General features: G+C 67.3%; 21 protein-coding genes. 13 read left to right on the top strand and 8 right to left on the bottom strand.

Features of this window, described 5'->3' with window-relative positions; genetic code table 11:
* Positions 1-15 precede the first annotated feature (15 nt).
* Complete coding sequence (locus JQ639_RS02845) at positions 16-1,491, top strand: amidase (protein ID WP_211969553.1); 1,476 nt, start codon at positions 16-18, stop codon at positions 1,489-1,491.
* Between the two features lie 232 nt (positions 1,492-1,723).
* On the opposite strand, the gene JQ639_RS02840 is transcribed toward JQ639_RS02845, so the two are convergent.
* A complete protein-coding gene (locus JQ639_RS02840; protein WP_211969554.1) occupies positions 1,724-2,710 on the bottom strand; it encodes a hypothetical protein in 987 nt (328 codons plus the stop codon).
* Between the two features lie 438 nt (positions 2,711-3,148).
* Positions 3,149-4,072 (bottom strand): LysR family transcriptional regulator, encoded by a 924-nt coding sequence (locus tag JQ639_RS02835; protein WP_249123569.1) that lies wholly within the window; start codon positions 4,070-4,072, stop codon positions 3,149-3,151.
* 130 nt (positions 4,073-4,202) lie between these two features.
* Between JQ639_RS02835 and JQ639_RS02830 the strand changes: the two genes are divergently transcribed.
* Positions 4,203-4,940: an SDR family oxidoreductase gene (locus JQ639_RS02830; protein ID WP_211969556.1), complete on the top strand. Its 738-nt coding sequence runs from the start codon at positions 4,203-4,205 to the stop codon at positions 4,938-4,940.
* A 427-nt stretch (positions 4,941-5,367) separates the two neighbouring features.
* On the top strand, positions 5,368-5,664 hold the full coding sequence (locus tag JQ639_RS02825; protein ID WP_211969557.1) for a hypothetical protein: 297 nt from the start codon (positions 5,368-5,370) through the stop codon (positions 5,662-5,664).
* A 24-nt stretch (positions 5,665-5,688) separates the two neighbouring features.
* Here the strand turns inward: JQ639_RS02825 and JQ639_RS02820 are convergent, their stop codons facing one another.
* From JQ639_RS02820 to JQ639_RS02810, 3 genes are all read right to left on the bottom strand, one after another.
* Positions 5,689-7,200 carry an acetyl-CoA acetyltransferase gene (locus JQ639_RS02820; protein ID WP_211969558.1) on the bottom strand — a complete coding sequence of 504 codons (1,512 nt, stop codon included), beginning with the start codon at positions 7,198-7,200 and terminating at the stop codon, positions 5,689-5,691.
* A 78-nt stretch (positions 7,201-7,278) separates the two neighbouring features.
* Positions 7,279-7,887: a 2-hydroxychromene-2-carboxylate isomerase gene (locus JQ639_RS02815; RefSeq protein WP_211969559.1), complete on the bottom strand. Its 609-nt coding sequence runs from the start codon at positions 7,885-7,887 to the stop codon at positions 7,279-7,281.
* Between the two features lie 109 nt (positions 7,888-7,996).
* Positions 7,997-8,707 (bottom strand): glutathione S-transferase N-terminal domain-containing protein, encoded by a 711-nt coding sequence (locus JQ639_RS02810; RefSeq protein WP_211969560.1) that lies wholly within the window; start codon positions 8,705-8,707, stop codon positions 7,997-7,999.
* Between the two features lie 222 nt (positions 8,708-8,929).
* Here JQ639_RS02810 and JQ639_RS02805 point away from each other — a divergent pair, with 222 nt between their 5' ends.
* From JQ639_RS02805 to JQ639_RS02785, 5 genes are all read left to right on the top strand, one after another.
* Complete coding sequence (locus JQ639_RS02805) at positions 8,930-10,090, top strand: acyl-CoA dehydrogenase family protein (protein ID WP_211969561.1); 1,161 nt, start codon at positions 8,930-8,932, stop codon at positions 10,088-10,090.
* A gap of 361 nt (positions 10,091-10,451) precedes the next feature.
* Positions 10,452-11,108, top strand: a complete 657-nt coding sequence (locus JQ639_RS02800; RefSeq protein WP_211969562.1) for a Crp/Fnr family transcriptional regulator — start codon at positions 10,452-10,454, stop codon at positions 11,106-11,108.
* A gap of 17 nt (positions 11,109-11,125) precedes the next feature.
* Positions 11,126-12,001, top strand: a complete 876-nt coding sequence (locus JQ639_RS02795; RefSeq protein ID WP_211969563.1) for a DUF6537 domain-containing protein — start codon at positions 11,126-11,128, stop codon at positions 11,999-12,001.
* 114 nt (positions 12,002-12,115) lie between these two features.
* Positions 12,116-12,526, top strand: a complete 411-nt coding sequence (locus JQ639_RS02790; RefSeq protein WP_211969564.1) for a DUF3307 domain-containing protein — start codon at positions 12,116-12,118, stop codon at positions 12,524-12,526.
* Positions 12,527-12,744: 218 nt separating this feature from the next.
* Positions 12,745-13,032, top strand: coding sequence for a GIY-YIG nuclease family protein (locus tag JQ639_RS02785; protein ID WP_211969860.1), 288 nt, complete (start codon positions 12,745-12,747; stop codon positions 13,030-13,032).
* 157 nt (positions 13,033-13,189) lie between these two features.
* Here the strand turns inward: JQ639_RS02785 and fabF are convergent, their stop codons facing one another.
* Entirely contained in the window at positions 13,190-14,470 is a 1,281-nt protein-coding gene (gene fabF, locus JQ639_RS02780; RefSeq protein ID WP_211969565.1) for a beta-ketoacyl-ACP synthase II, read from the bottom strand.
* A 153-nt stretch (positions 14,471-14,623) separates the two neighbouring features.
* Complete coding sequence (locus JQ639_RS02775; protein ID WP_211969566.1) at positions 14,624-15,403, bottom strand: enoyl-CoA hydratase; 780 nt, start codon at positions 15,401-15,403, stop codon at positions 14,624-14,626.
* Positions 15,404-15,495: 92 nt separating this feature from the next.
* On the opposite strand from JQ639_RS02775, the gene JQ639_RS02770 reads away from it, so the two are divergent.
* Positions 15,496-16,191 carry a TetR/AcrR family transcriptional regulator gene (locus tag JQ639_RS02770; RefSeq protein ID WP_211969567.1) on the top strand — a complete coding sequence of 232 codons (696 nt, stop codon included), beginning with the start codon at positions 15,496-15,498 and terminating at the stop codon, positions 16,189-16,191.
* A gap of 45 nt (positions 16,192-16,236) precedes the next feature.
* Here JQ639_RS02770 and JQ639_RS02765 read toward each other — a convergent pair whose 3' ends face one another.
* Positions 16,237-17,148 (bottom strand): LysR family transcriptional regulator, encoded by a 912-nt coding sequence (locus tag JQ639_RS02765; RefSeq protein WP_211969568.1) that lies wholly within the window; start codon positions 17,146-17,148, stop codon positions 16,237-16,239.
* Positions 17,149-17,243: 95 nt separating this feature from the next.
* On the opposite strand from JQ639_RS02765, the gene JQ639_RS02760 reads away from it, so the two are divergent.
* From JQ639_RS02760 to mmsB, 4 genes are all read left to right on the top strand, one after another.
* Positions 17,244-18,740 (top strand): CoA-acylating methylmalonate-semialdehyde dehydrogenase, encoded by a 1,497-nt coding sequence (locus JQ639_RS02760; protein WP_211969569.1) that lies wholly within the window; start codon positions 17,244-17,246, stop codon positions 18,738-18,740.
* A 363-nt stretch (positions 18,741-19,103) separates the two neighbouring features.
* Positions 19,104-20,249: an isobutyryl-CoA dehydrogenase gene (locus JQ639_RS02755; protein ID WP_211969570.1), complete on the top strand. Its 1,146-nt coding sequence runs from the start codon at positions 19,104-19,106 to the stop codon at positions 20,247-20,249.
* Entirely contained in the window at positions 20,246-21,322 is a 1,077-nt protein-coding gene (locus JQ639_RS02750; protein ID WP_211969571.1) for an enoyl-CoA hydratase/isomerase family protein, read from the top strand. The genes JQ639_RS02755 and JQ639_RS02750 overlap by 4 nt, the downstream gene beginning before the upstream one ends.
* A gap of 284 nt (positions 21,323-21,606) precedes the next feature.
* A complete protein-coding gene (gene mmsB, locus JQ639_RS02745; protein WP_211969572.1) occupies positions 21,607-22,491 on the top strand; it encodes a 3-hydroxyisobutyrate dehydrogenase in 885 nt (294 codons plus the stop codon).
* Position 22,492 lies beyond the last annotated feature (1 nt).

Raw genomic sequence — 22,492 nt, 5'->3', positions numbered from 1 at the left:
CGGAGACGGATGGCAATGACGCTGGCGATGAGTTGGGACGAGTGGGCGCGGCACGATGGCACGGCGCTCGCCACGCGGGTGCGGAAGGGGGAGGTGACCCCGGCCGAACTCGCCGCCCAGGCCGCCGCGGGCGCTACCAGGGTCGACCCGCAGATCTCCGCCGTGGTCGAGCTGTTCGACGATGTCATCGCCGATCCGGCAAAGGACGGTGCCAACCTCGATGGCCCCTTCGCCGGTCTGCCGTTCCTGATGAAGGACCTCGGCCCGACACTCAAGGGCCGGCTGCAGGAGATGGGCTCGCTGCTGATGCGCGGCAACCGCGCCGAGGCCGACACCTTTCTCACCACGCAGATGCGCAAGGCCGGCCTCAACCTCATCGGCCGCACCACCACGCCGGAATTCGGTGTCTGCAGCTCGGCCGAAAACCCCGCCGTCTACGTCACCCGCAATCCCTGGAACACCGATTACACCACCTGCGGCTCGTCCGCCGGCAGCGCCGCAGCGGTGGCGGCGGGCGTGGTGCCGCTGGCCCATGCCACCGACGGCGGCGGCTCGATCCGTATCCCGGCCGGGGTCAACGGCAACATCGGCCTGAAGGTGTCGCGCGGCGTGTTCTCGATCGCGCCGCATCTGTCGGATCTGTCGGGCCTCGTGTCGATCCAGGGCTGCCAGTCGCGCAGTGTGCGCGACACCGCGGCCTTCGTCGATGCCTGCCGCGGCGGCGCGCCCGGCGAGTTCATGCCGTACTGGACGGCGCCCGAGCCCTACACGAAGACGATCACGCGCGATCCGCCGCGGCTCAGGATCGCGCTGTCGCATCAGTGGGGCGACTACCGCGCCACGCCGCACATCGCGGCGGAACTCGCGCGGGTCGGGCGCTTCCTTGAAAGCCTCGGCCACCATGTCGAGGAGGCGCTGCCTGCGGTCGACCTGCGCGCGGCGTTCGCGGCGCAGACCACCTGCTACATCTCCAACTTCGCGGTGGTGATCGGCAACATGCTCGCCGCGCGCGGCCTCGAGCGGCCGCCGGAAGATCTCGTCGAACCCGTCAACATCCGCATCTGGGAGCACGGCCGCGACATCAGCTTTGCCGAGCGTGCGCGCATGCAGGCGGTGTTCAATACGACGTCGCGCGGTTTCGGCGCGTTCTTCGAGGATTTTGACATCATCCTGACGCCGGTCACCGCGCTGCCGACCCCCAAGGTCGGCACCACCGAATATCTGACCATCAGCGACAATCCCTCGGTGCTCGACTGGTTCGAGAACCTGTGGCGCAATTTCGCCTTCACGCCGCTGGCCAATCTCTGCGGCATCCCCGCGATCTCGCTGCCGCTCGCCACCAACGAACTGGGCTTGCCGCTCGGCATCCAGGCCCAGGCGAAGCAGGCCAATGACGGCCTTCTGCTGCAACTGGCCGCACAGATCGAACGCGCGATCGATGGAAAGTGGAACGATGGCCGCCGGCCGGGCGTGCATGTGACGGCGGGGTGAGGAGCGAGCCCATCAACAATTCCAGCGCATAACACCCGATGAGCGGAGCGATATCCGGAGCTGATCTTCACACATCCCGGGTGCAGCCTCTCTCACTCCTTTCAATGCGCTGCTCCGGAAAATGCATGGCCGCCCAGGCTTTGCCGGTTGCAGGGGAATGGCCGTGAGCCATGCCGCGCGCCGCACTCTATCGCGCGCGATGACCGGCGCTTCAGGGGGCGGATATCACCAGCTAGCTCGCTGCGCTGCGCGCCAACCGTTGCAGCATCGCTGTGATCTGCTGGTTGTCCTGCGCGGTTTGATCCGGATCATCACCTGCAGTCTCACGGGGGGAGACCGGCATCTCGACGCGGCGCGGCGGCGCCTGTGACAGACGCAGCGGACTGTTGTGGCTGACGGGCGTGGGGAGCGCCGGTTCGGTGTGGATCGAATCCCAGGGCGCACGCCGCTCGTTGTTGACCTGGTAAGTCGGCGCGCGTGTGCGAGGCAGCCGCAAGACCACCGCGCTGACGAGGCCGGCCAGGGCCAGGGCGCTGACCATCGCGATCAGCAGCATCTGGGTCGAGGGCGAAGATTGCTCGGCGGACGCCTCGGTTACGGCGGCAGGTGCTGGCGCCTCCGCTTGCGGCGGCGTTGCATTGGCCGGCGCGGCCGCGGTCAGCTGGTTTGCAGCGTGCCGGGTCCCGTTGGTTCCGGCCATGCTCGATGCATCGAGCCATCTGGCGTTCACGTCAGAAGACAGGGCGTTCGCGCGGTCGGGTGCGGTTGGTGGCGACGGATCGCTGGCCTGACCGGCGCCCGCGCTCAAGACTGGCAATGTTGATGCCGGCGACGGAGGCCACTCGGCATGCGCGTCGGCCGCTGATTGGCGCATCGCCGGCGCGGGGGCCGGCGGGGTCTGGGGCGGCGTCGCATCGGTCGCCGCTGTGTCGGCCGCGGCCGCTGCGGGCCGTTGCTGCGTGGTCGCCGTCCTGGCAGTCTTGGTCGTGGTCTTGGTCTTGGCCTCGCCGAGATACCAGCACTGCTTCTTTGTGCCGCGCTCGACGTGGTAGAACCAGTGGCTTCCCGCAGGCGCGGTTCCCTTCGGGGCGGACAGGCAGGTGTCCGCCGGCTGGCTGCTCGCCCCTGTGGCGGCGCTCTGTGCCATGGCGGTGAAGTTGGCCCCGGCCAGGATGCTGGCGGCAAGCGCCGCAGCACATCTCGCTGAATGATGTGACATACGTCCCCGGTATCTTGTCGTTAGCGCAAACGCTGGTGATCCCAATGTCGGCAAGGAGTCGGGTCGCAATACGCCGCAAATCTGGAATGGGCAGGGCTGAATTGGGCTCGCAGCGGGGCGGTAATTGCGGCGTGCCCGTGGCCGAAACATGGACTGAACGAATGTTTCTTTCGCCCGTCAGCTTCGACGGCGTCCTGCTGCCGGTGGCCGCGCAGATCGCGTGCGTGGTGAGACAGATCCCCAGCGCCAATCGTAGCCGGTCTCATCGATAGAAATTTGCCCCGCAGCATCGATTGTACGCCCTCCTGAGGCGACAACCACCTTCGAGAATGCCGCGCTGTGCAGAAGCCCCTCCGGGTGCGGATGTTCTCGTATACTCATGTCGCGTGCTCCGTCAGACGCGTGGCCGGAATGAACGAAGCGATATCGGGGAGCTGATCATCGCATGTTCTTCGCCCAGCCCCGATGCATGTCGCTGTGTGTCGGGCCCAGCAGATCCTCTGCGTGTTGCGTCAGCATGTCGAGCAGGGCGCGCGTTTTCAGCGGCACGTGCGGGCTTGCCGGATGGAGCGCGTGCACGTCGAGCGGCACGAAGCGATAGTCCGCCAGCACCGGTACCAGCCGCCCGTCGGCGATCTCCGCCGCGCACACGGTGCGATGCAGCGCGCCGATCCCGGCACCGGCGAGCAGGGCGTCGCGCAGCGGCCGCCAGTGATTGGCTTGCCACGCGGTGCGGATCGGAGTCTCGATCACCGCGCCGTTGGGGGCGGTCAGCCGCAGGCGGTTGTGCGGGGCAAGACCTGAGATACGGATGAATGGATGGGCAATCAAATCCTCTGGCGTCTGCGGCGCCGCGTAGCGCGTCAGATAAGCGGGGGCCGCCAGCATCACCCGCTCGATCGCGCCGAGCCGGCGCGCGACGAAATGGCCGTCGCTGACGGTCCCGATCCGCAGCGACAGGTCGACGCCTTCCACCACCGGCTCGACGAAGCGGTCGTTCAGCGTGAGATCAATGGCCAGCTGCGGATGCTGTGCCTGGAAGCGGATCAGCAGCGGCGGCAGCGTCACTTCGCCAAGGCCGTGGGGCGCGGCGACGCGCAGCGTCCCGCTTAGCGAACCCTCGCGCGCACTCGCGGCGGCGAGTGCGTCATCGGCGGCTTCGACGGCGCCTTTCGCCCGCTCGTAGAAGCGCTCGCCGGCCTCGGTGGTCGTCACCGCGCGGGTGGTGCGCTCCAGCAGCCGCACGCCGAGCTGCCGTTCCAGCCGCTCGATCCGTTCGCTGACGGTGGGCTGGCCGAGATGCAGGTCTCGGGCGGCGGCCGACAGGCTGCCGCGCTCGACGACCCGGACGAAGATGCGCATGGCGGACAGGAGATCCATCCTTCCGATATATCGCTAAAGACGATGAATGGCATCGCATTTCGCTATCTACCTCGCAGCGAAGCGATCAAATAAGCCTCCGGCCGACCTGATTTGCAGCAAGGAGGCCATCATGCCGTCGGACATTCACACCCCTTCATCGCTCGAAGGGCAGACCATCGCCCTAATCGGCGGCTCCTCGGGGCTGGGCCTCGCTATCGCCGCCGAGGCGCGCCGGTCGGGGGCCGATCTTGTGCTGGTGGCTCGCGATGCGACACGGCTGCGCCATGCCGCGACGGCACTGGGCGGCGCCACGACGATCACCGCCGACATCGCCGATGCGGAGGCGATGTCGGCGCTGTTCGGCGACATTCCCCATCTCGATCATCTCGTCATCACCGCCGGCACCGCGCGGCTGCTGCCGCTCGCCGCGCACAGCGCGCACGATCTCACCGCCGTGCTGGCCGAGCGGCTGGTCGGCCCGCTGCTGGCCATCAAGGCGGCGGTGCCGCGGTTGCGCGAGGGTGGTTCGATCACGCTGACCTCGGCGCAGTTGAGTGCGCGTCCGATTGCCGCCGGCGCGGTGTTCGCTGCGGCCGTCGCCGGCGTCGAGGCGATGGCCCGCGCGCTCGCCCTCGAACTCGCCCCGGTCCGCGTGAACGCGCTGGCGCCCGGGCTGATCGACACGCCGCTGCTCGATCGCATTTTGGGCGACGCCAAGCCTCAGGTGCTGGAGGCCTCGGCCGCAAGTGTCCCCGTCCGCCGTGTCGGCCGTCCGCAGGACGTCGCGCAGGCCGCGCTGCTGTTGATGACCAACAGCTTCATCACCGGCGAGGTGCTGCATGTCGACGGTGGTGGCCGGTGGGTGTGAGAGCGCAGGCGGAGTGCTGCCGCGCGTCGTTGCGCATCCTGATCGGCGGCCGCTGCGCCACCCGCATCGGCGCAGCGAATCCGGGGCGCGGATCATCGTGGGCTCGCCGCCCGATGTTGACCATTTGCCGGCCCGGAGGGTGAGTGCAGCAACACGTGGTGATGCGGCCAACTGGACAAAGCTCCGGGCATTCCGTACGGTCAGGCGGTATTTCAGACTTGTTTCGCCATTTGATCTGGCCGGCCCGCGTCGTCAGTCGTCCGTGACTCGACATCATATCGTTGCCTTTGCCGTCGTCGGTCGACGAGGGTGAAAATCCCTGTCGTGCGGCCTGGATGTCGCATCGGGAGGCGGGCCGTGGCGCGCGATGGCTGGTTGCCAAACCCTGTGCTGAGTTTCGTGCCGGCGATGTCGAGGGAGAGCAGCGATGCGAAGGATCCTGGCTTTGATCGTCCTGATCGCGTGGTTTGGTGGCCCGGCGCGCGCCGACGACATCCAGACATGCGGCAATCAGGGCACGGACAACCGGCCGAACTGGTGCGCGCGGCCCAACGGTGCGGGAGGGCTCGTGCAGGGCAAATCGCAGTGTCGGAAGATCAGCGATACGCAATACGAATACACGCACTGCTCCGGATCGACGACGGTCTACACGGGCAACTCCCAATGCTGCACGCAGAGCACGGAGTGTCCGGGCGCGTTTTACGTGGCGGATTGCGTTCGCTAGCCGGGTTGCGGGTGTCGCGCGATATCAGGCGTCCATTCTCCACGCCAGCAGTCCATCCTCAGCCGTCGTGATCGTCCCGGTCAGTCCGATCGGTGAGCGGTCGAGATCGGTCAGCCGCGCGATCGTTGAGGTGTTGCTGGCCGGCACGCGCGCCAGCGTGCGGGCGCCGTCCTTCGTGCGCAGGATGACGACGCCGTGCTCCGGCGCACCGGTGCGGTCGTAGATCACCGTGAAGGTCTCCACCGTGCCCGTGCCTGTCGCCTCCGTGACGACGGCGGGCACCGGCCCGCGGCGGCGGTCGGCTTCGGCCTGCACGCTCGTGTCCTGCTGAAGCGGCGCGGGCGCGGGACGTGACGACAGCACCAGCGCATGGTGCTTGGTGACGTATTCGCCCTGGCCGTAGAGAAGCCCCGTGCCGCCGCGGCGCAGCCGCCGCACCATCGCGCAGGCGGCGTGGGTCATGTAGTCGTTGAGCGGCGCACCGAAGAACGTCAGGCCGCCGGTGACCGTTGGCTCGACATCCGCCCCGAGCCTGAGCGTGCGCCGCGCCATCTTCGGCACGCAGGGAAAGCAACTGTAGAGTTCGAGCGCGTCGAAGGCACGGCCATCGCCGCCGGCGAGTGCCATTGCCGCCTCCAGCACCGCGTCCTGGCAGTCGCTGCGGTGGTACTGGTCGCGGTTGAGGAAATCGCGCGGCTCGATCGCGAAGGCGCCGCCCCACACATGCACCATGCGATTGTCGGCGATGCCGGCGGCGCGCGCCGCGGCAAGGCTGGTGACGATGAGGGCCGCGCCCTGGTTCACCGTGGGGTTGGCGACCATCAGCTTGGTGTAGGGCCAGGCGATCGGCCGGTTGTCGGCCGAGGGCGTCGCGATCTCCGCAGGCCCGACCTTGCGGCGCAGCCAGGCGCTGGGATTGTCGGCGGCGACGTCGGCATAGCGCGCCCACAATTCGGCGGACTCGGCGATCGCTTCGCGCGGCGTCTGGCCCCAGTGGGCGGCGGAGGCGTTGTCGTAGAACGGATAGGCGGTCATCGGCCTGGCGACGCCGAGCTTCACCGACATCGGGTGCTGGTAGCTCGCCCCGCGCACCGGCGCCGGTGCGTCGTGGGCATAGGGCGTCCACGGCAGCTCGATGCCGGCCTTTTCGGCACGGGCGACGCTGCTGGCGGCTTCCGCGCCGCAGATCGCCGCCACCGTGCTGTCGCCACGGGCGATGCGCAGCGCCGCCTCGTGCAGGTAGCGCACCGGGCTCTCGCCGCCGACCGGGCCATAGACGGCGCGCGCCGGCGCGATACCGAGCCGCTTGCACAGCACCTGCTCGGGCGCGTGGTAGCGCCAGCTGATGAAGTTGACGACGTCGAGGCTGTCGATGCTGGATAGCAGATGGGCGCCGGCGTCGTATTCGGCGCGCTTCAGTGCCACCGCCATCAGTGCGAGCGGTTCGAGGCCTTGCGTGGGCTCGGTCGGGCGATCGACCACTTCGCCGATACCGACGATGACGGGAATGCGGCTGTCCGGAATTACACTGCTCATGCGGGCACGTCACCTGTAAGAAGGGAAGGTCGTGGCGGCGGGCGCGGTGCGGCCCGTCGGTCGGCGCCGGGCGGTGGCTCAGGTCGCGGCTCTCTTGCGCTGCAGCGCCTCGCGGATCAGCGGCAGGCGGTCGTTGCCGAAATACATGTCGGTGCCGCCGAGATAGATGGTCGGCGAGCCGAACGCGCCGCGGGCGATGGCGTCGTCGGTGTTCTCCTTCAGTGCGGCCTTGACCGCCGGCGTCGCGATGCCGGCGAAGAACGCCTCGCTGTCGACGCCGATCTTGTCGCAGATCTCCGCCAGCACGGCATCCTGCGAGATGTCCTTGTCATCGCCCCAGTAGGCCTCGAACGCGGCGGTCGCAAACGGCACCAGCTTGCCTTCGGCGGACAGATAGATGCAGCCACGCATCGCCTTGACGCTGTTCACGGGAAACACCGTCGGCGGCATCTTGATGCGCAGGCCCGCGGAGCGCGCCCAGTCGGCGAGGTCCTTTTGCATATAGCGCTGCTTGGCCGGCACGGGCGTTTCGCGCGAGGCGTAGACGCTGGGATTGACGCTATTGAAGATGCCGCCGACCAGGATCGGCCGCCACACGATCGGCTCGTTGAATTCCGCCGCCAGCGGCTGGATGTTGTGGAAGGCGAGATAGGTCCACGGGCTCGAGCAATCGAAGAAGACTTCCATCGGCGTATCCTCTGAGGTCGCTTGTCGTTGGGCCGTTTGCGGCCATCGTTGTCCTAGATCGTTGTCTTCGGATCGTCGTCGTCAGGTCGCGGCGATCAGCTCGTTGTGATCAGGTCGTTGGCGCGCCCTGAGGTGGTGCGCCGCCCTGGCCGAACAGCACGCGCCTGGCCTCGTCGTCCATCTTGGGCGCACGCCATTCCTTGCCGACGGCGAGCCCGCGCTGCAGCGCCTCGCGCTCGCGCAACTGCGCGTACCAGCGCTTGATGTGGGGATAGTCGTCGAGGCTGATGCCCTGCGCCTTATGGGTCATGATCCAGGGAAACGTCGCCATGTCGGCGATGGAGTAGGCGCCGGCGATGCCGTCGCCGGTGCGGCCGAGTTCGCCGTCGAGCACCGCATAGAGCCGCCGCGCCTCGCGGCCATAGCGCTCGATGGCGTAGGGGATCTTTTCCGACGCATAGAGCGCAAAGTGGCCGTTCTGGCCCAGCATCGGCCCGAGCCCGCCCATCTGCCACATCAGCCATTGGGTCACGCGGTAGCGTCCGCCGACATCCGCCGGCATGAACCGTCCGCTCTTCTCGGCGAGATACAGCAGGATGGCGCCGCTTTCGAAGATCGACAGCGGCTGACCGCCGCCGAGCGGCGCGTGGTCGACGATGGCCGGCATCCGGCCGTTGGGGCTCAGCGCCTGAAACGCCGGCGTGAATTGCTCGCTGCGGCCGATGTTCACGGGCACCACGCGGTAGGGCAGGCCGCACTCCTCCAGCATGATGGTGATTTTCCATCCATTGGGAGTCGGCCAGTAGTGCAGATCGATCATGGAAGCGCCCGGTCGCAGGAACAGTCTGTCGTTGATGCTATTGCGCCACGATTGCCGGGTCGAGAGCAATGGGCAATCGCCGGATTCAGCATGTCACCGTTGCTGTTTCCGGCGCGCGGAATGCGGGTGCGCATCACGCGTGTTGCATTGCCGCCCGTCGCCGCTCAACATCGCGGCATCAACGATATGACTCCGGACCGATCCGGAGCAGGAGGAAAGCCGATGCTGTTCACTGCCGAGCACGACGAGGCGCGCCGGATTCTCAACCGCCTGATCGAGACTGAGATCAATCCGCATGTCGACGCCTGGGAGGAGGCGGGGATCTATCCCGCCCACGAGGTGTTCAAGAAGCTCGGCGATCTCGGCTTCCTCGGCCTCACCAAGCCGGTGGAATACGGCGGGCAGGGCCTCGACATCAGCTGGGGCGTGATGATGGCCGAGGAGCTCGGGACCATCCGCGCAGGCGGCATCCCGATGTCGATCGGCGTGCAGACCGACATGGCGACGCCGGCGCTGGCGCGGTTCGGCTCGGATGCGCTGCGCCGCGAGTTTCTCGCCCCCGCGATCGCCGGCGACATGGTCGCGTGCATCGGCGTGTCGGAAGCCGGCGCCGGCTCGGACGTCGCCTCCATCAAGACCACCGCGCGCTCCGACGGCGACGACTATGTCATCAACGGCGGCAAGATGTGGATCACCAACGGTACCCAGGCCGACTGGATCTGCCTCCTGACCAACACCAGTGACGGCCAGCCCCACCGCAACAAGTCGCTGATCGTCGTGCCGATGAAGAGCAAGGGCGTCACCATCGCCCGCAAGCTCGACAAGCTCGGCATGCACGCCTCCGACACCGCCCAGATCCATTTCGACGACGTCCGCGTGCCCAAGCGCAACCGCATCGGCGAGGAGGGCCGTGGCTTCACCTACCAGATGCTCCAGTTCCAGGAGGAGCGGCTGTGGGCCGCCGCGGCGTGCCTCAAGGCGCACGAGCGCACCATCAACGAGACCATTGACTATACCCGCGGCCGCAAGGCGTTCGGCCAGAGCATCCTCGACAACCAGACCGTTCACTTCAAGCTCGCCGAGATGCAGACCGAGATCGAGCTGTTGCGCTCGCTGGTCTACCGCGCCGCCGAAGCGCTGATCGCCGGCGAGGATGTCACGCGCCTTGCGTCGATGGCCAAGCTCAAGGCCGGGCGCATCGGCCGTCTCGTGCCCGACGCCTGCCTGCAGTACTGGGGCGGCATGGGTTTCATGAACGAAACCCCGGTCAGCCGCGCCTACCGCGACCGCCGCCTGACCTCGATCGGCGGCGGCGCCGACGAGGTGATGCTGACCATCATCAGCAAGCTGATGGGCATCCTGCCGGGCATGGCACAGAAGTAGGCGCGAGCTGCCGGCCGGTGCGCCGATGCCGGACCCGGCCCGGACAGGCCGTCAGCCGACCGGTCGCCGGAAAGCCGGAATAAAGCCGTCGGGATTCTGAGTCTTCCTGTCATCATGCCCGGGCATGCAGCCGGGCAGGACCGCCGGGCCGGCGCGGCCGGCGGACGGCGCAGCCGGACCGGTCGGCTGCCGCGGGAGGGCTTGCCTGTGATCACGGCGGCGTTCCGCAAGATGTGTGGCGGGCGGGGGATGGGACGGGGTATAATACCGCCTGCCGTCGGCAGGGGAGCGGGCTCGCGCGGCGAGCCGGCATCGCTGCCGGCGGATTGCTTTCTCGCGTTCCAACATCGGGTTGGCCACCATGGACTCCGCCCATCATGCCATAGGCCTGTTCACGTCGATCTTCGTCGTGGCGACCTACACCATGCGCACGATGATCCCGCTGCGCATCTTCGGCATCCTCACCAATGTGCTGCTGATCGCATACTCGCTGCCGACCCACGCCTACGCCACCGCGCTGCTGCACGGCATCCTGCTGCCGCTCAACGTCTACCGGCTGCACCAGATGCTGCAGCTGGTGCGCGACGTGAAGAAGTCGGTTAACACCAGCGACCTGTCGATGAGCTGGCTGAAGCCGTTCATGACCGAGCGGCCGTGCAAGGCCGGCGAGGTGCTGTTCTACAAGGACGAGAAGGCCGAGGAGATGTACTACATCGTCAGCGGCCGTTTCCGCCTCGTGGAGATGGGCGTCGACCTGCCGACCGGCATCATCACGGGCGAAATGGGTATGCTGTCGCCGTCCAACACCCGCACCCAGACGCTGGAATGCCTGGAAAGCGGGGTGGTGCTCAGCGTCAGTTACCGCCAGGTCGAAGAGCTTTATGTGCAGAACCCGGCGTTCGGTTTCTATTTCCTTCGCCTTGTCAGCGCGCGCCTGTTCGAAAACCTCGACCGGATGGAAGCGCAGCTCGCCGAACAGCGGGCGATCGCGCCTCCGGTCGCCGCGGCGCAGGCCTGACGACGGGTCCCCGCGCGATGAAATGGCCGCGTTTCCTTCGCCTGCTGGCAGCCTGGTGTCTCGGCGACGACGACCGCCGCGTCCCACCGGTGCCGGCCGACCTGCCGGCAGAAGTCAAGCCGCTGGTGGCATCGGCGTTGCGGCTGCTGACCACCTACCAGGATGCCGAATACGCGCGGCTCTATCTCAGCCGTCTCGGCCGGTTTTCCAGCCGCCGCGCCGTCGATGGCCGCATGCTGCTGGAGATCGCGCGGCTGCTCGCCATGCGCATGGCCTACCAGGATCTCGTCTGGCACGCCCAACTCGCGCTGGCCGGCGGGCCTGATGCGGAATGGGTCGATTTCGGCATGGTGCTGGCCGCCGAGGCGCTGCCCGATCCGGTGCGGCCGACGGTGCGCGAGATCATGGCGCTGTTTCCGGTGGCGCTGGCGCGCCTCGTCGTCGACCTGCATGTGCGGCTCGGCGGGGCGGACGCGGCCATGACGCTGTCGCTGACCGGGCGGACCTGGCGCGGCCGGCTCGCTGCCAGCTGCGTCGCGTCGCTGCGGCGGCTGCGGCCGCAGTCGGTGCGCTATCTCCACGAGCGGCCGCTGGTCGAACGCTGGCTGCACATGATCGACCGGGCGCTGACCAAGCAGCCGGCCGCCGCCCTCGAGGTGGTGGAGACGGCGATGCTGCTGCACGGGCTCGGCCGGCCATACCGGCGGGCGCTGGTGAACTGGTCGCTGATCATCGACACGCTGGCCAAGCCGACCTTCGATGGTAGCCTGCCGTGCGAGGATCTCGCCGGCTGCCTTGCGCGGCTGCGGGCGATCGCGGCCGCCGACCCGTCCGGCGAGGACGTGCACCGGGAAATCATGCGAATCAAGGCGGGGCTCGCCCATGCGGCCTAGGATATGGCAGATAGGGGCGGCAGAAGTCGGCGTGCCGGACGCCGGCGGGGGGACGCGGTCCGCGCTCTCCGCTCCGGCGCGCCCTGGGGCAACAGCCATGCGGACGGAGACACGATGACGCTCCCTCAATGGTCGACCACGGTGGCCGTCGGCCCGCTGGTCGTTTGGATGCTGCTGCTGACCGTCAAGCATGTCATCGGCGACTTCCTGCTGCAGACCACCTGGATGGCCAAGGGCAAGGACAGCGCCGGCGCCTGGCTGGTGCCGCTGACGGCGCACTGTCTCATCCATGGCGCGCTGGCGACGCTGCTGTTCGCGGTGCTGGCGCCGAAGCTGTGGTTTCTCGGCATCGCCGATTTCGTCGTCCACCTCATCATCGACCGCACCAAGGGATACCTGGTCGCGAAATTCCAGATCGCTCCAGGCCACCAGTGGTTCTGGTGGCTGATCGGCATCGACCAGGCGCTGCACCATGTCACCGACTTCGCCTGGTCGCTGCTGGTGGTGACCAACGGCTACGGGTAGGGCGACGCCACGGATCATCTTTGGTGCGTGAGCTTGCCCGTATGACCTGCGTGTCATGATCTGTTTGGCTTGTCGTCGCCGGGCTTGTCCCGGCGACCCCGATCAGGAGGGCACTGTGTCTGTCACACGCGAAATCACGCGCCCGATGATGTTGGAATTCTGCCTGGACCGACCCTGGACTTGCCTCCAGCTAGGCTGATTGGTCATGATTCATGGCGATGGCCTACTATGTTTACATCCTCGCCAGCCGTCCGGGAGGTGCGCTCTACGTCGGCGTCACCAATGATCTCGTCCGCCGTGTGTACGAGCACCGTGAAGGAAGCGTCGCGGGGCACACCCGGACCTATAACATCAAGACGCTGGTTTATTTCGAGACGTTCTCGGCGATCCACGACGCGATCCAGCGCGAGAAGAATATCAAGCATTGGCCGCGCGCATACAAGGCGCGCCTGATCACCCAAGCCAATGCGACGTGGCGCGACCTCTATGATGAGATCACGCAATAAAGCCACTGATGGGCCTTTCGCGCCTGCTGCGTGGCATCGCCTGTCAACAGGGGCAGGATAGGCATTCCGTCCCTGAGCGAGGTGGCCGGGACGAGCCCGGCCACGACAACGTTGGGGTGTAGGCGGGTATGGTTCTCCCCGGTTGCCGGACGGGCGCCTAAAACCCGCGGAACACGACGCTGGCGTTGACGCCGCCGAAGCCGAAGCCGTTCGACAGCACATGTTCGATGTGCATCTTGCGCGCTTCGCCGCGCACGAGGTCGATGCCGGCGGCGGCTTCGTCGGGGTTGTCGAGATTGAGCGTCGCCGGCGCGATCTGGTCGCGCAGCGCCAGCACGGAGAACACCGCCTCGAGTCCGCCGGCCGCGCCGAGCAGATGTCCGGTCGCCGACTTGGTGGAGGCCACCGCCACCTTGCCGTCGGTGCCGAATAGCGCCTTGATCGCGGCGATCTCGCCGAGGTCGCCGACCGGGGTCGAGGTGGCGTGGGCGTTGAGATGCTGGACGTCGATCGGCGAGATCGCCGCCTGGCGCAGCGCGATCTCCATCGCGCGCCGCGCGCCCGAGCCGTCCTCCGGGCCCGCGGTCATGTGATAGGCGTCGGCGGTGGTGCCATAGCCGACCAGCTCGGCGATCGGCGTGGCGTTGCGTGCCAGCGCATGGTCGAGGGTCTCGATCACCAGCACGCCGGCGCCTTCGCCCATCACGAAGCCGTCGCGATCGCGGTCGAACGGCCGCGACGCGCGCGCCGGCGTGTCGTTGAAGCCCGTCGACAGTGCCCGTGCGGCCGCGAAGCCGCCGAGGCTGACACGGTCGATGCAGGCTTCCGCGCCGCCGCAGACGGCGACGTCGGCTTCGCCGGCGAGGATCATCCGCGCGCCGTCGCCGATCGCCTGCACGCCGGCGGCGCAAGCCGTCACCGGCGCGCCGAGCGGGCCCTGGAAGCGATGCCTGATCGAAACCTGGCCGGCGGCGAGATTGACCAGGAAGGCGGGCACGGTGAACGGGGAGAGGCGGCGCACGCCGCGGGTGTCCGCGGTGCGCACCGCATCGACGATCGCGGGAAAGCCGCCGACGCCGGATGCGATGATGGTGGCGGTGCGCTCGCGGCCGCGCACGTCGTCCGGCGCCCACTTCGCCTGGGCGATCGCTTCGTCCGCCGCCAGCATCGCGAACTGGATGAAGCGGTCCATCTTGCGCTGGTCCTTGCGCGGCACGGCGCGGTCGGGATCGAAACCGGCCTCCGGATCGTCGGCGAGATCGGGTACGCTGCCGACCACCTTGGCGTTGAGGTCGGCGGCGAGCTCCTCGGATGCTGCCCGCAGGCCCGAGCGGCCGGCGAGGAGGCGCGTCCACGACGCCTCCACGCCGCAGCCGAGCGGGGACACCGCTCCCAGGCCGGTGACGACAATGCGCCGGAGATTGGAACTTCGCTGCATGCAAGCCTCGTTGGTTCGGGCCGTGGGCCCGTCGTTCAAATGATGGCTATCATATGATCGGTTGCCGCGGTGTTTGCAATGCACCATGCGGGCGGGAGCAAAATGGTGTGAATGGCAGGGCCGCGCAGGGCAGGGCCATACCGGGATGGGCGGTCATGTCGCCGTCCGCTTGCGATCGATGAACGCCTGCATGTGCTGCTGCGGTTCGCCGGTCAGGAAGGCGCGGCCGAAGATCGCGACGCTGTTCTGGATGCTCTCGTGCAGGGGCAGTTCGTCCCATTGCCGGCACAGCTCCTTTTGCGCCCGCAGCGCCTGCTGGCCGCAGCCCAGCAGTTCGTCGGCGAGGTCGGCGATCGCCCCGTCGAGGCCGTCGGGCGTGGTCACGACGTCGAGAAAACCCCAGTCCCTCGCCATCGTCGCGTCGATGGTCGCCCCGGTCATCACCAGCCAGCGCGCCCGGCCGCTGCCGATCAAACGCGGCAGCAATGCGGCATGGATCACCGAGGGGATGCCGACCTTGACCTCCGGCATCGCGAATCTCGCAGTGGCGGTTGCGACGCGGAAGTCGCAGGCCGCCGCCACCTCGAGGCCGCCGCCCAGGCACCAGCCGGGAATCCGGGCGATCACCGGCGCGGGAAATTGTCGCACCGTCTCGCAGAGCTGGCCGAGGCCGGTGATGAATGTTTCGGCAGAGGCCTGATCGAGGCGCGCCATTTCCTTGATGTCGGCGCCGCCGATAAAGGCCCGTTCGCTTTCGGTGCGGAACACCAGCACGCGAATTGCATCGTTTTTTGCAAGGGTTTCGAGCCCCATGCGCAGGCCGGTGATCGCCGGGGTATCGAGGATGTTGAGGCGCCCGGCGTTGCGCATGGTCAGGGTGGTGACGCCCCGGCCATCGATCTCGACGCCGCAAAATTCATTTATGATGTCCATTGTGGTATTCCAATCCAGCCTTTCCTGCCGCCCGCCTGTTGGTATCGCCCCCCGATCGTATTATATGATTACGATCATCCTCAGGATCGCCCATGCGCTACTCCAAGGACCACAAAGCCGAAACCCACGAGCGGATCGTTCGCCATGCGTCCGCCCAGCTGCGGGAGAAGGGAACCCGCGGCGTCGGCGTGGCCGACCTCATGAAGGAGGCTGGCCTGACCCATGGCGGATTTTACGCTCATTTCGATTCCCGGGAAGATCTGGTGATCGAGGCGATCGCCCATGCGATGGACCAGACCACCGAACGCTGGGGCAAGCAGGTCAAGGACAAGGCGGTCGCGGACCGGCTGGCCCTGCTGGTCGACAGCTATCTGACGCCGCAGCACCGTGATCATCCCGAAAAGGGCTGCGCGATCCCGGCGCTCGCCGGGGACGTGGTGCGCGAGTCGCCGAAAACGCGGCGCATGTTCCTCAACAAGCTGGAGCAGATGATCTCGGTCTTCACCGGGCAGGTGTCGGACGCCGACAGCGCCGAGGCGCGCCAGCAGGCGATCGGCACCATCGCGACGCTGATGGGAACGGTGGTCCTGGCGCGTGTCGCCGGCGGCAGCGCTTTCTCCCAGGAGGTGCTCGACGCCGGCCGCGCCATGGCGCTAGGCAGGTCGGCGCTAGGCAGGTCGGCGCCAGGTAAGTCGACACCGGGCAAATCGGAGCCGGGCGTTTCGGCCAAGGCGAAGCCGCGCAAGAAGGAGGCGCCTCGCACACGTGCCGCCAAGGCTCACGCCTGAACCGCAAGCGTTTGCGATCCTGATCAACGCGCTGCGATCTCCCCCTCACGCCGGATTGAACAGCCCGCGCTCGCGTTCCACCGTGGCATGAATGTAATCGGCCGCGGCGCGGATGCGGGCGAGGTCCTTGCTGTCGGCATGCATCAGCAGCCAGAAGCTGCGCACGATCGAAACGCTGTCGGGCAGGATCGGCCGCAGCCGCGGCTCGTTCCGCGCCATGAAGTGCGGCAGCACGGCGATGCCGAAGCCGGCGACCGTGGCATTGAACTGGGCGATCAGGTTGGCGCTGCGGAAGCGGGCTGAGATTTTCGGCGACACCTGCGGCAGGTAGTCGAGTTCGGTGGTGTACAGCAACTCCTCGATGTAGCCGACGAAGCGGTGGCCGGGCAGGTCGTCGCGGTCACGGATCTGCGGCTGGCAGTCGAGATAGGCGGGGGCCGCGTAGAGCCCGAGGCCGTAGTCCACCAGCTTGCGGCCGACGATGTGGCCTTCCTTGGGCAGCGACAGGCTGATGGCGATGTCGGCCTCGCGCTTCGAGAGGCTGAACAGCCGTGCGGTGGCGACCAGTTGCAGGTCGAGGTCGGGGTAGCGTTCACTGAACTGCACGAGGCGCGGCGCCAGAAAATGCGTGCCGAAGCCGTCAGGGGCGCCGATCCGCACCGTGCCGGTGAGATGCGCCTTCGAGCCGCCGATCTCGTCCTGGTTGGCGGCGATGGTCGATTCCATCACCTCGGCGCTGCTGGCGACGCGATGGCCGGCCTCGGTGAGCTGGTAGCCGGTCTTGCGGCGGTCGAACAGCTTGGCCGAGAGCTGCCGCTCCAGGCGGTCGACGCGCCGGATCACGGTGGTATGGTCGACGCCGAGCTGCTTGGCGGCAGCCGAGACCGTCCCGCCACGGGTGATGGCCAGCACGAAGCGGAAGTCGTCCCAGTCGATCTCGGTGGCCTGATCTGGCATTTTCGCACATCTATCCTGCAATATAACGCAGTTGAATGTTATAAAATGCAGGTCAAAAAGTCTCCTAAAGACTTTTATTCCTCAGGAGGACACGCATGCGCGCGATCGGTCATTTTGTCGGCGGCAAGGAGATCAAGGGGCAGTCGGGCAAGTTCGCCGACGTGTTCGAGCCCATGACCGGTGAGGTCCAGGCGCAGGTGGCCTTGGCCTCGAAGGCTGAGGTGCGTGAAGCGGTGCTGAACGCCAAGGCGGCGCAGCCGGCCTGGGCGGCCACCAACCCGCAGCGCCGCGCCCGCGTGCTGATGAAATTCCTCGAACTGGTGCAGCGCGACTACGACAAGCTCGCCGACCGCCTCGCCCGCGAGCATGGCAAGACCGTTCCCGACGCCAAGGGCGACATCCAGCGCGGCCTCGAAGTCGTCGAATTCGCCTGCGGCATTCCACACCTGATGAAGGGCGAGTACACCGAGGGCGCCGGCCCCGGCATCGACATCTATTCGATGCGCCAGGCGCTCGGCGTCGTCGCCGGCATCACCCCGTTCAACTTCCCGGCGATGATCCCGATGTGGAAGTTCGCTCCGGCGATCGCCTGCGGCAACGCCTTCATCCTCAAGCCCTCCGAGCGCGATCCCGGCGTGCCGATGATGCTCGCCGAGCTGATGCTGGAAGCGGGCCTGCCGCCGGGCATCCTCAATGTCGTCAACGGCGACAAGGAAGCTGTCGACGCCATTCTCGACGATCCGGACATCCGCGCCGTCGGCTTTGTCGGCTCATCGCCGATCGCCCAGTACATCTATGAGCGCGCCGCGGCCACCGGCAAGCGCGCGCAGTGCTTCGGCGGCGCCAAGAACCACGCCATCATCATGCCGGACGCCGACATGGACCAGACGGTCGACGCGCTGATCGGCGCCGGCTACGGCTCCGCCGGCGAGCGCTGCATGGCGATCTCGGTCGCGGTGCCGGTCGGGCAGGCGACCGCCGACAAGCTAATGGAAAAGCTGATCCCGCGCGTCGAGAAGCTCAAGATCGGCCCCTCGACCGATCCGACCGCCGACTACGGTCCGCTGGTGACCCGCGCCGCGCTGGAGCGCGTCAAGGGCTATGTCGAGACCGGCATCCAGGAAGGCGCCAAGCTCGTCGTCGACGGCCGCGGCTTCAAGATGCAGGGCTATGAGAACGGCTTCTATCTCGGCGGCTGCCTGTTCGATCACGTGACCGCGGACATGCGGATCTACAAGGAGGAGATCTTCGGCCCGGTGCTGTCGGTGGTGCGCGCCAAGGACTATGCCGAGGCGCTGCGGCTGCCGACCGAGCACGAGTATGGCAACGGCGTCGCCATCTTCACCCGTGACGGCGACGCGGCGCGCGACTTCGCCGCCAAGGTTGATGTCGGCATGGTCGGCGTCAACGTGCCGATCCCGGTGCCGATCGCTTATTACACCTTCGGCGGCTGGAAGCGCTCGGGCTTCGGCGACCTCAACCAGCACGGCCCGGACTCGATCCGCTTCTACACCAAGACCAAGACCGTCACCTCGCGCTGGCCCTCCGGCGTCAAGGACGGCGCCGAGTTCGTCATTCCGACGATGAACTGATCGCAGATGTCATTCCGGGGCGCGCGCAAAGCGCGCGAACCCGGAATCGCTGCGTCGCGGCGATGGCCGGGATTCCGGATCGGCCCGCGGCGCGGGCTTCTCGGATGAGGCCCATGAGATGTCATCCGTCACCCTGAGGTGGCCGCGCAGCGCGCGGCCCTCGAAGGGCGACGGCCCGGGTGGCGGCTCAGCGGCCGTTCATCCTTCGAGGCTCGCGGAGCCTGTCATCGGGCCGCGGTTCGCGCGGACCCGTTGGCTCGCACCTCAGGATGACGGTTGGGCTGACGTTGTCGTTCATTGGCCTCATGGCTCGAGACGTGCAGTCTTGCTGCACTGCTCGCCATGAGGAGATAGGGAGGCGGGATGCAGTTCGCTCTGACGGAGGACCAGCTCGCGGTCCGCGACATGGCCAGCAGTTTTGCGGCGGAGAAGATCGCGCCGCATGCGCTGGAGTGGGACGAGCGCAAGCATTTTCCGCTCGACGTGATGCGCGAGGCCGCGGCGCTCGGCATCGGCGGCATCTATATCCGTGACGATGTCGGCGGCTCGGCGCTGACGCGCTTCGACGCCGCGCTGATCTTCGAGGCGCTCTCCACCGCCTGCCCGACAACGGCGGCGTTCATCTCCATCCACAACATGGCGTCGTGGATGATCGACGCCTATGGCTCGGATGAGCAGCGCCGCAAGTGGCTGCCAAAACTCTGCACCATGGAGCTCGCCGCAAGCTACTGCCTGACCGAGCCCGGCTCGGGCTCCGACGCCGCCGCGCTCCGCACCCGCGCCGTGCGCGATGGCGACCATTACATCCTCAACGGCCAGAAGCAGTTCATCTCCGGCGCCGGCGCCAGCGGGCTCTATGTGGTGATGGTGCGCACCGGCGGCGACGGCCCGTCCGGCATCTCGACGCTGGTGGTCGAGGCGGACACGCCGGGCCTGTCGTTCGGCGCCAATGAGCGCAAGATGGGCTGGAATGCGCAGCCGACCCGCACCGTGATCTTCGAGAACGCTCGCGTGCCCGTCGCCAACCGGCTCGGCGAGGAGGGCATCGGCTTCAAGATCGCCATGGCAGGCCTCGATGGCGGCCGTCTCAACATCGCGGCCTGTTCGCTTGGCGGCGCGCAAGCCGCGCTCGACAAGACGCTCGCCTACATGAAGGAGCGCAAGGCGTTCGGCAAACGGCTCGACGAATTCCAGGCGCTCCAGTTCCGCCTTGCCGACATGGCGACGGAGCTGGAGGCGGCGCGCACCTTCCTGTGGCGTGCGGCGGCGGCGCTCGATCGCAAGGATCCGGATGCCACCATGCTCTGCGCCATGGCCAAGCGCTTCGGCACCGATGTCGGTTTCGACGTCGCCAACGAGGCGTTGCAACTGCACGGCGGTTACGGCTACCTGTCGGAGTACGGCATCGAAAAGATCGTGCGCGACCTGCGTGTGCACCAGATCCTGGAAGGGACCAACGAGATCATGCGCCTGATCGTGGCCCGCAAGCTGGTCGAGGGCGGCCGATGAACGACGCAGCTCCTGTCGCCGAGGGCGAACTCATCGTTCGCCGCGAAGGCACCGCCGGCGTGCTCAGGCTGAACCGGCCGAAGGCGCTCAACGCCATCACTCTCGACATGGTGCGCGGCATCGATGCCGCGCTCGACAGCTTCGAGCTCGATCCGGCGATCGGTCTCGTGCTGCTCGAAGGCGCTGGTGAGCGCGGCCTGTGCGCCGGCGGCGACATCCGCGGCCTCTATGACAGCGCCAGGGTCGGCGGCGACCTCGGCAAGGTGTTCTGGAGCGAGGAGTACATCGTCAACGCCCGCATCGAGGCCTATCCCAAACCCTATGTCGCCTACATGGACGGCATCGTGATGGGCGGCGGCGTCGGGCTCGCCTGCCATTCCAGCCATCGCGTGGTGACGGAAAAGACCCGTATCGGCATGCCGGAAGTCAGCCTCGGCTTCTTTCCGGATGTCGGCGGCACCTGGCTCTTGTCCCATGCGCCGGGCGAAGTCGGCACGTATCTTGCGCTCACTGGCCAGACCGCCGGGGGCGCCGACGCGGTGGCTGCCGGGCTTGCCGACGCCTTCGTGACGACGGCGCAGTGGCCGGCGTTGCGCGCCGCGCTCACCGCGGCGCCAGCCGGGGCGAGCCATGCCGACATCCATGCCATCATCGCCCGCTTCGCCACGCCGACGACCGGCGGGCCGGTGGCTGAGAACCGCGCAGAGATTGACCGCCTGTTCGCCCATGACACCGTGGAGGCGATCGTCGCGGCGCTGGAGGTGGACGGTTCCGAATTCGCGCTCGCCACGCTCAAGACCATGCGCGAGAAATCGCCGCGCGGCCTGAAGGTGACACTGCGGCTGCTGCGCGAGGCGCGCACGCTGAAGTCGCTGAAGGAAGCGCTGGTGCATGAATTCCGCGCGTCGCTCGAGGTGTTCGCCAGCGCCGATTTCGTCGAGGGCGTGCGTGCCGTCATCGTCGACAAGGACCGAAACCCCAGCTGGAATCCATCGCGCCTCGAAGACGTCACGCCGCAGATCGTGGACGCCTATTTCACGCCGCGCCGCGACGAGTTGGTGTTCCCGGATTAGGGCAAGTGGGGATGGGTTCCTATCGCCTATGTTTGGCAGCGCTAAACTGAAGGGCAGCGCTTTGATTTTCCTTCTGTCGTGGCCGGGCTCGTCCAGGCCACCCCGATCAGGGACGCAGTGCCTTCCTTATCGGGATCGCCGGGACAAGCCCGGCGACGACAAAACAGATTGAGCCAGCTCTTCGGATGATCCTGATTTGGCATCATCTTGAGTTTGGAGATGAGGGTAAGCTCGTTCGATTCCGCTTCCGTACGAACGATTGAAACACACGCAGAGGAAACGTCATGGCCACCATCGCATTCATCGGTCTCGGCAACATGGGCGGCCCGATGGCCGGTAACCTGGTCAAGGCCGGGCACAAGGTCACCGGCTTCGATCTCGTGCCGGCATCGCGCGACGCCGCGAAGGCGGGGGGCGTCGCCATTGCCGCCTCCGCGGCCGACAGCGTCAAGGGCGCCGATGTCGTCATCACGATGCTGCCGGCGGGCAAGCATGTCGTCGCCGTGTGGGGCGAGGTGCTGCCGCATGTCGCTGCGGGGACGTTGATGATCGACTGTTCGACCGTCGACGTCGACAGCGCCCGTCAGGCTCATGCGCTGGCCGCAAAGTCTTCGCTGCCGTCCGTCGATGCGCCGGTGTCCGGCGGCGTCGGTGGTGCCAAGGCGGCGACGTTGACCTTCATGGCTGGCGGCGACGCCAAGGCATTCGCGGCGGCGAAGCCGATCCTCGAGGCGATGGGCAAGAAGATCGTCCACTGCGGCGACGCCGGCGCCGGGCAGGCGGCCAAGATCTGCAACAACATGATCCTCGGCATCTCCATGATCGGCGTGTCCGAGGCGTTCGCGCTCGCCGAGAAGCTGGGGCTGTCGCACCAGGCGCTGTTCGATGTCGCCTCGACCTCGTCGGGACAGTGCTGGTCGCTGACCAGCTATTGCCCGGTGCCGGGGCCGGTGCCGGCATCGCCCGCCAACAATGATTACAAGCCGGGTTTCGCCGCAGCGCTGATGCTCAAGGACCTGCGGCTGTCGCAGGACGCGGCGACGGCGAGCGGAGCGGCGACGCCGCTCGGCGCCCATGCGGCGGAGCTCTATGAAGCGTTCGACAAGGCCGGTCACGGCGGCGTCGATTTCTCCGGCATCATCCGCTATCTTCGGGCGCTCGCACACTGAG

Origin of the sequence: Bradyrhizobium sp. U87765 SZCCT0048 (genome assembly GCF_018131225.1) — a bacterium.
Lineage (GTDB): Bacteria > Pseudomonadota > Alphaproteobacteria > Rhizobiales > Xanthobacteraceae > Bradyrhizobium_A.
This window is presented reverse-complemented; position numbering and strand designations above follow the sequence as displayed.

Bases quoted from the DNA above. Each gene is read 5' to 3' on its own strand.
- JQ639_RS02825 (WP_211969557.1), top strand. From the start codon at position 5,368: ATGCGAAGGATCCTGGCTTTGATCGTCCTGATCGCGTGGTTTGGTGGC.
- JQ639_RS02815 (WP_211969559.1), bottom strand. From the start codon at position 7,887: ATGGAAGTCTTCTTCGATTGCTCGAGCCCGTGGACCTATCTCGCCTTC.
- JQ639_RS02835 (WP_249123569.1), bottom strand. From the start codon at position 4,072: ATGCGCATCTTCGTCCGGGTCGTCGAGCGCGGCAGCCTGTCGGCCGCC.
- JQ639_RS02790 (WP_211969564.1), top strand. From the start codon at position 12,116: ATGACGCTCCCTCAATGGTCGACCACGGTGGCCGTCGGCCCGCTGGTC.
- JQ639_RS02805 (WP_211969561.1), top strand. From the start codon at position 8,930: ATGCTGTTCACTGCCGAGCACGACGAGGCGCGCCGGATTCTCAACCGC.
- JQ639_RS02765 (WP_211969568.1), bottom strand. From the start codon at position 17,148: ATGCCAGATCAGGCCACCGAGATCGACTGGGACGACTTCCGCTTCGTG.
- JQ639_RS02785 (WP_211969860.1), top strand. From the start codon at position 12,745: ATGGCCTACTATGTTTACATCCTCGCCAGCCGTCCGGGAGGTGCGCTC.
- JQ639_RS02795 (WP_211969563.1), top strand. From the start codon at position 11,126: ATGAAATGGCCGCGTTTCCTTCGCCTGCTGGCAGCCTGGTGTCTCGGC.
- JQ639_RS02845 (WP_211969553.1), top strand. From the start codon at position 16: ATGACGCTGGCGATGAGTTGGGACGAGTGGGCGCGGCACGATGGCACG.
- fabF (WP_211969565.1), bottom strand. From the start codon at position 14,470: ATGCAGCGAAGTTCCAATCTCCGGCGCATTGTCGTCACCGGCCTGGGA.
- JQ639_RS02810 (WP_211969560.1), bottom strand. From the start codon at position 8,707: ATGATCGATCTGCACTACTGGCCGACTCCCAATGGATGGAAAATCACC.
- JQ639_RS02775 (WP_211969566.1), bottom strand. From the start codon at position 15,403: ATGGACATCATAAATGAATTTTGCGGCGTCGAGATCGATGGCCGGGGC.
- mmsB (WP_211969572.1), top strand. From the start codon at position 21,607: ATGGCCACCATCGCATTCATCGGTCTCGGCAACATGGGCGGCCCGATG.
- JQ639_RS02750 (WP_211969571.1), top strand. From the start codon at position 20,246: ATGAACGACGCAGCTCCTGTCGCCGAGGGCGAACTCATCGTTCGCCGC.
- JQ639_RS02760 (WP_211969569.1), top strand. From the start codon at position 17,244: ATGCGCGCGATCGGTCATTTTGTCGGCGGCAAGGAGATCAAGGGGCAG.
- JQ639_RS02820 (WP_211969558.1), bottom strand. From the start codon at position 7,200: ATGAGCAGTGTAATTCCGGACAGCCGCATTCCCGTCATCGTCGGTATC.
- JQ639_RS02770 (WP_211969567.1), top strand. From the start codon at position 15,496: ATGCGCTACTCCAAGGACCACAAAGCCGAAACCCACGAGCGGATCGTT.
- JQ639_RS02840 (WP_211969554.1), bottom strand. From the start codon at position 2,710: ATGTCACATCATTCAGCGAGATGTGCTGCGGCGCTTGCCGCCAGCATC.
- JQ639_RS02755 (WP_211969570.1), top strand. From the start codon at position 19,104: ATGCAGTTCGCTCTGACGGAGGACCAGCTCGCGGTCCGCGACATGGCC.
- JQ639_RS02830 (WP_211969556.1), top strand. From the start codon at position 4,203: ATGCCGTCGGACATTCACACCCCTTCATCGCTCGAAGGGCAGACCATC.
- JQ639_RS02800 (WP_211969562.1), top strand. From the start codon at position 10,452: ATGGACTCCGCCCATCATGCCATAGGCCTGTTCACGTCGATCTTCGTC.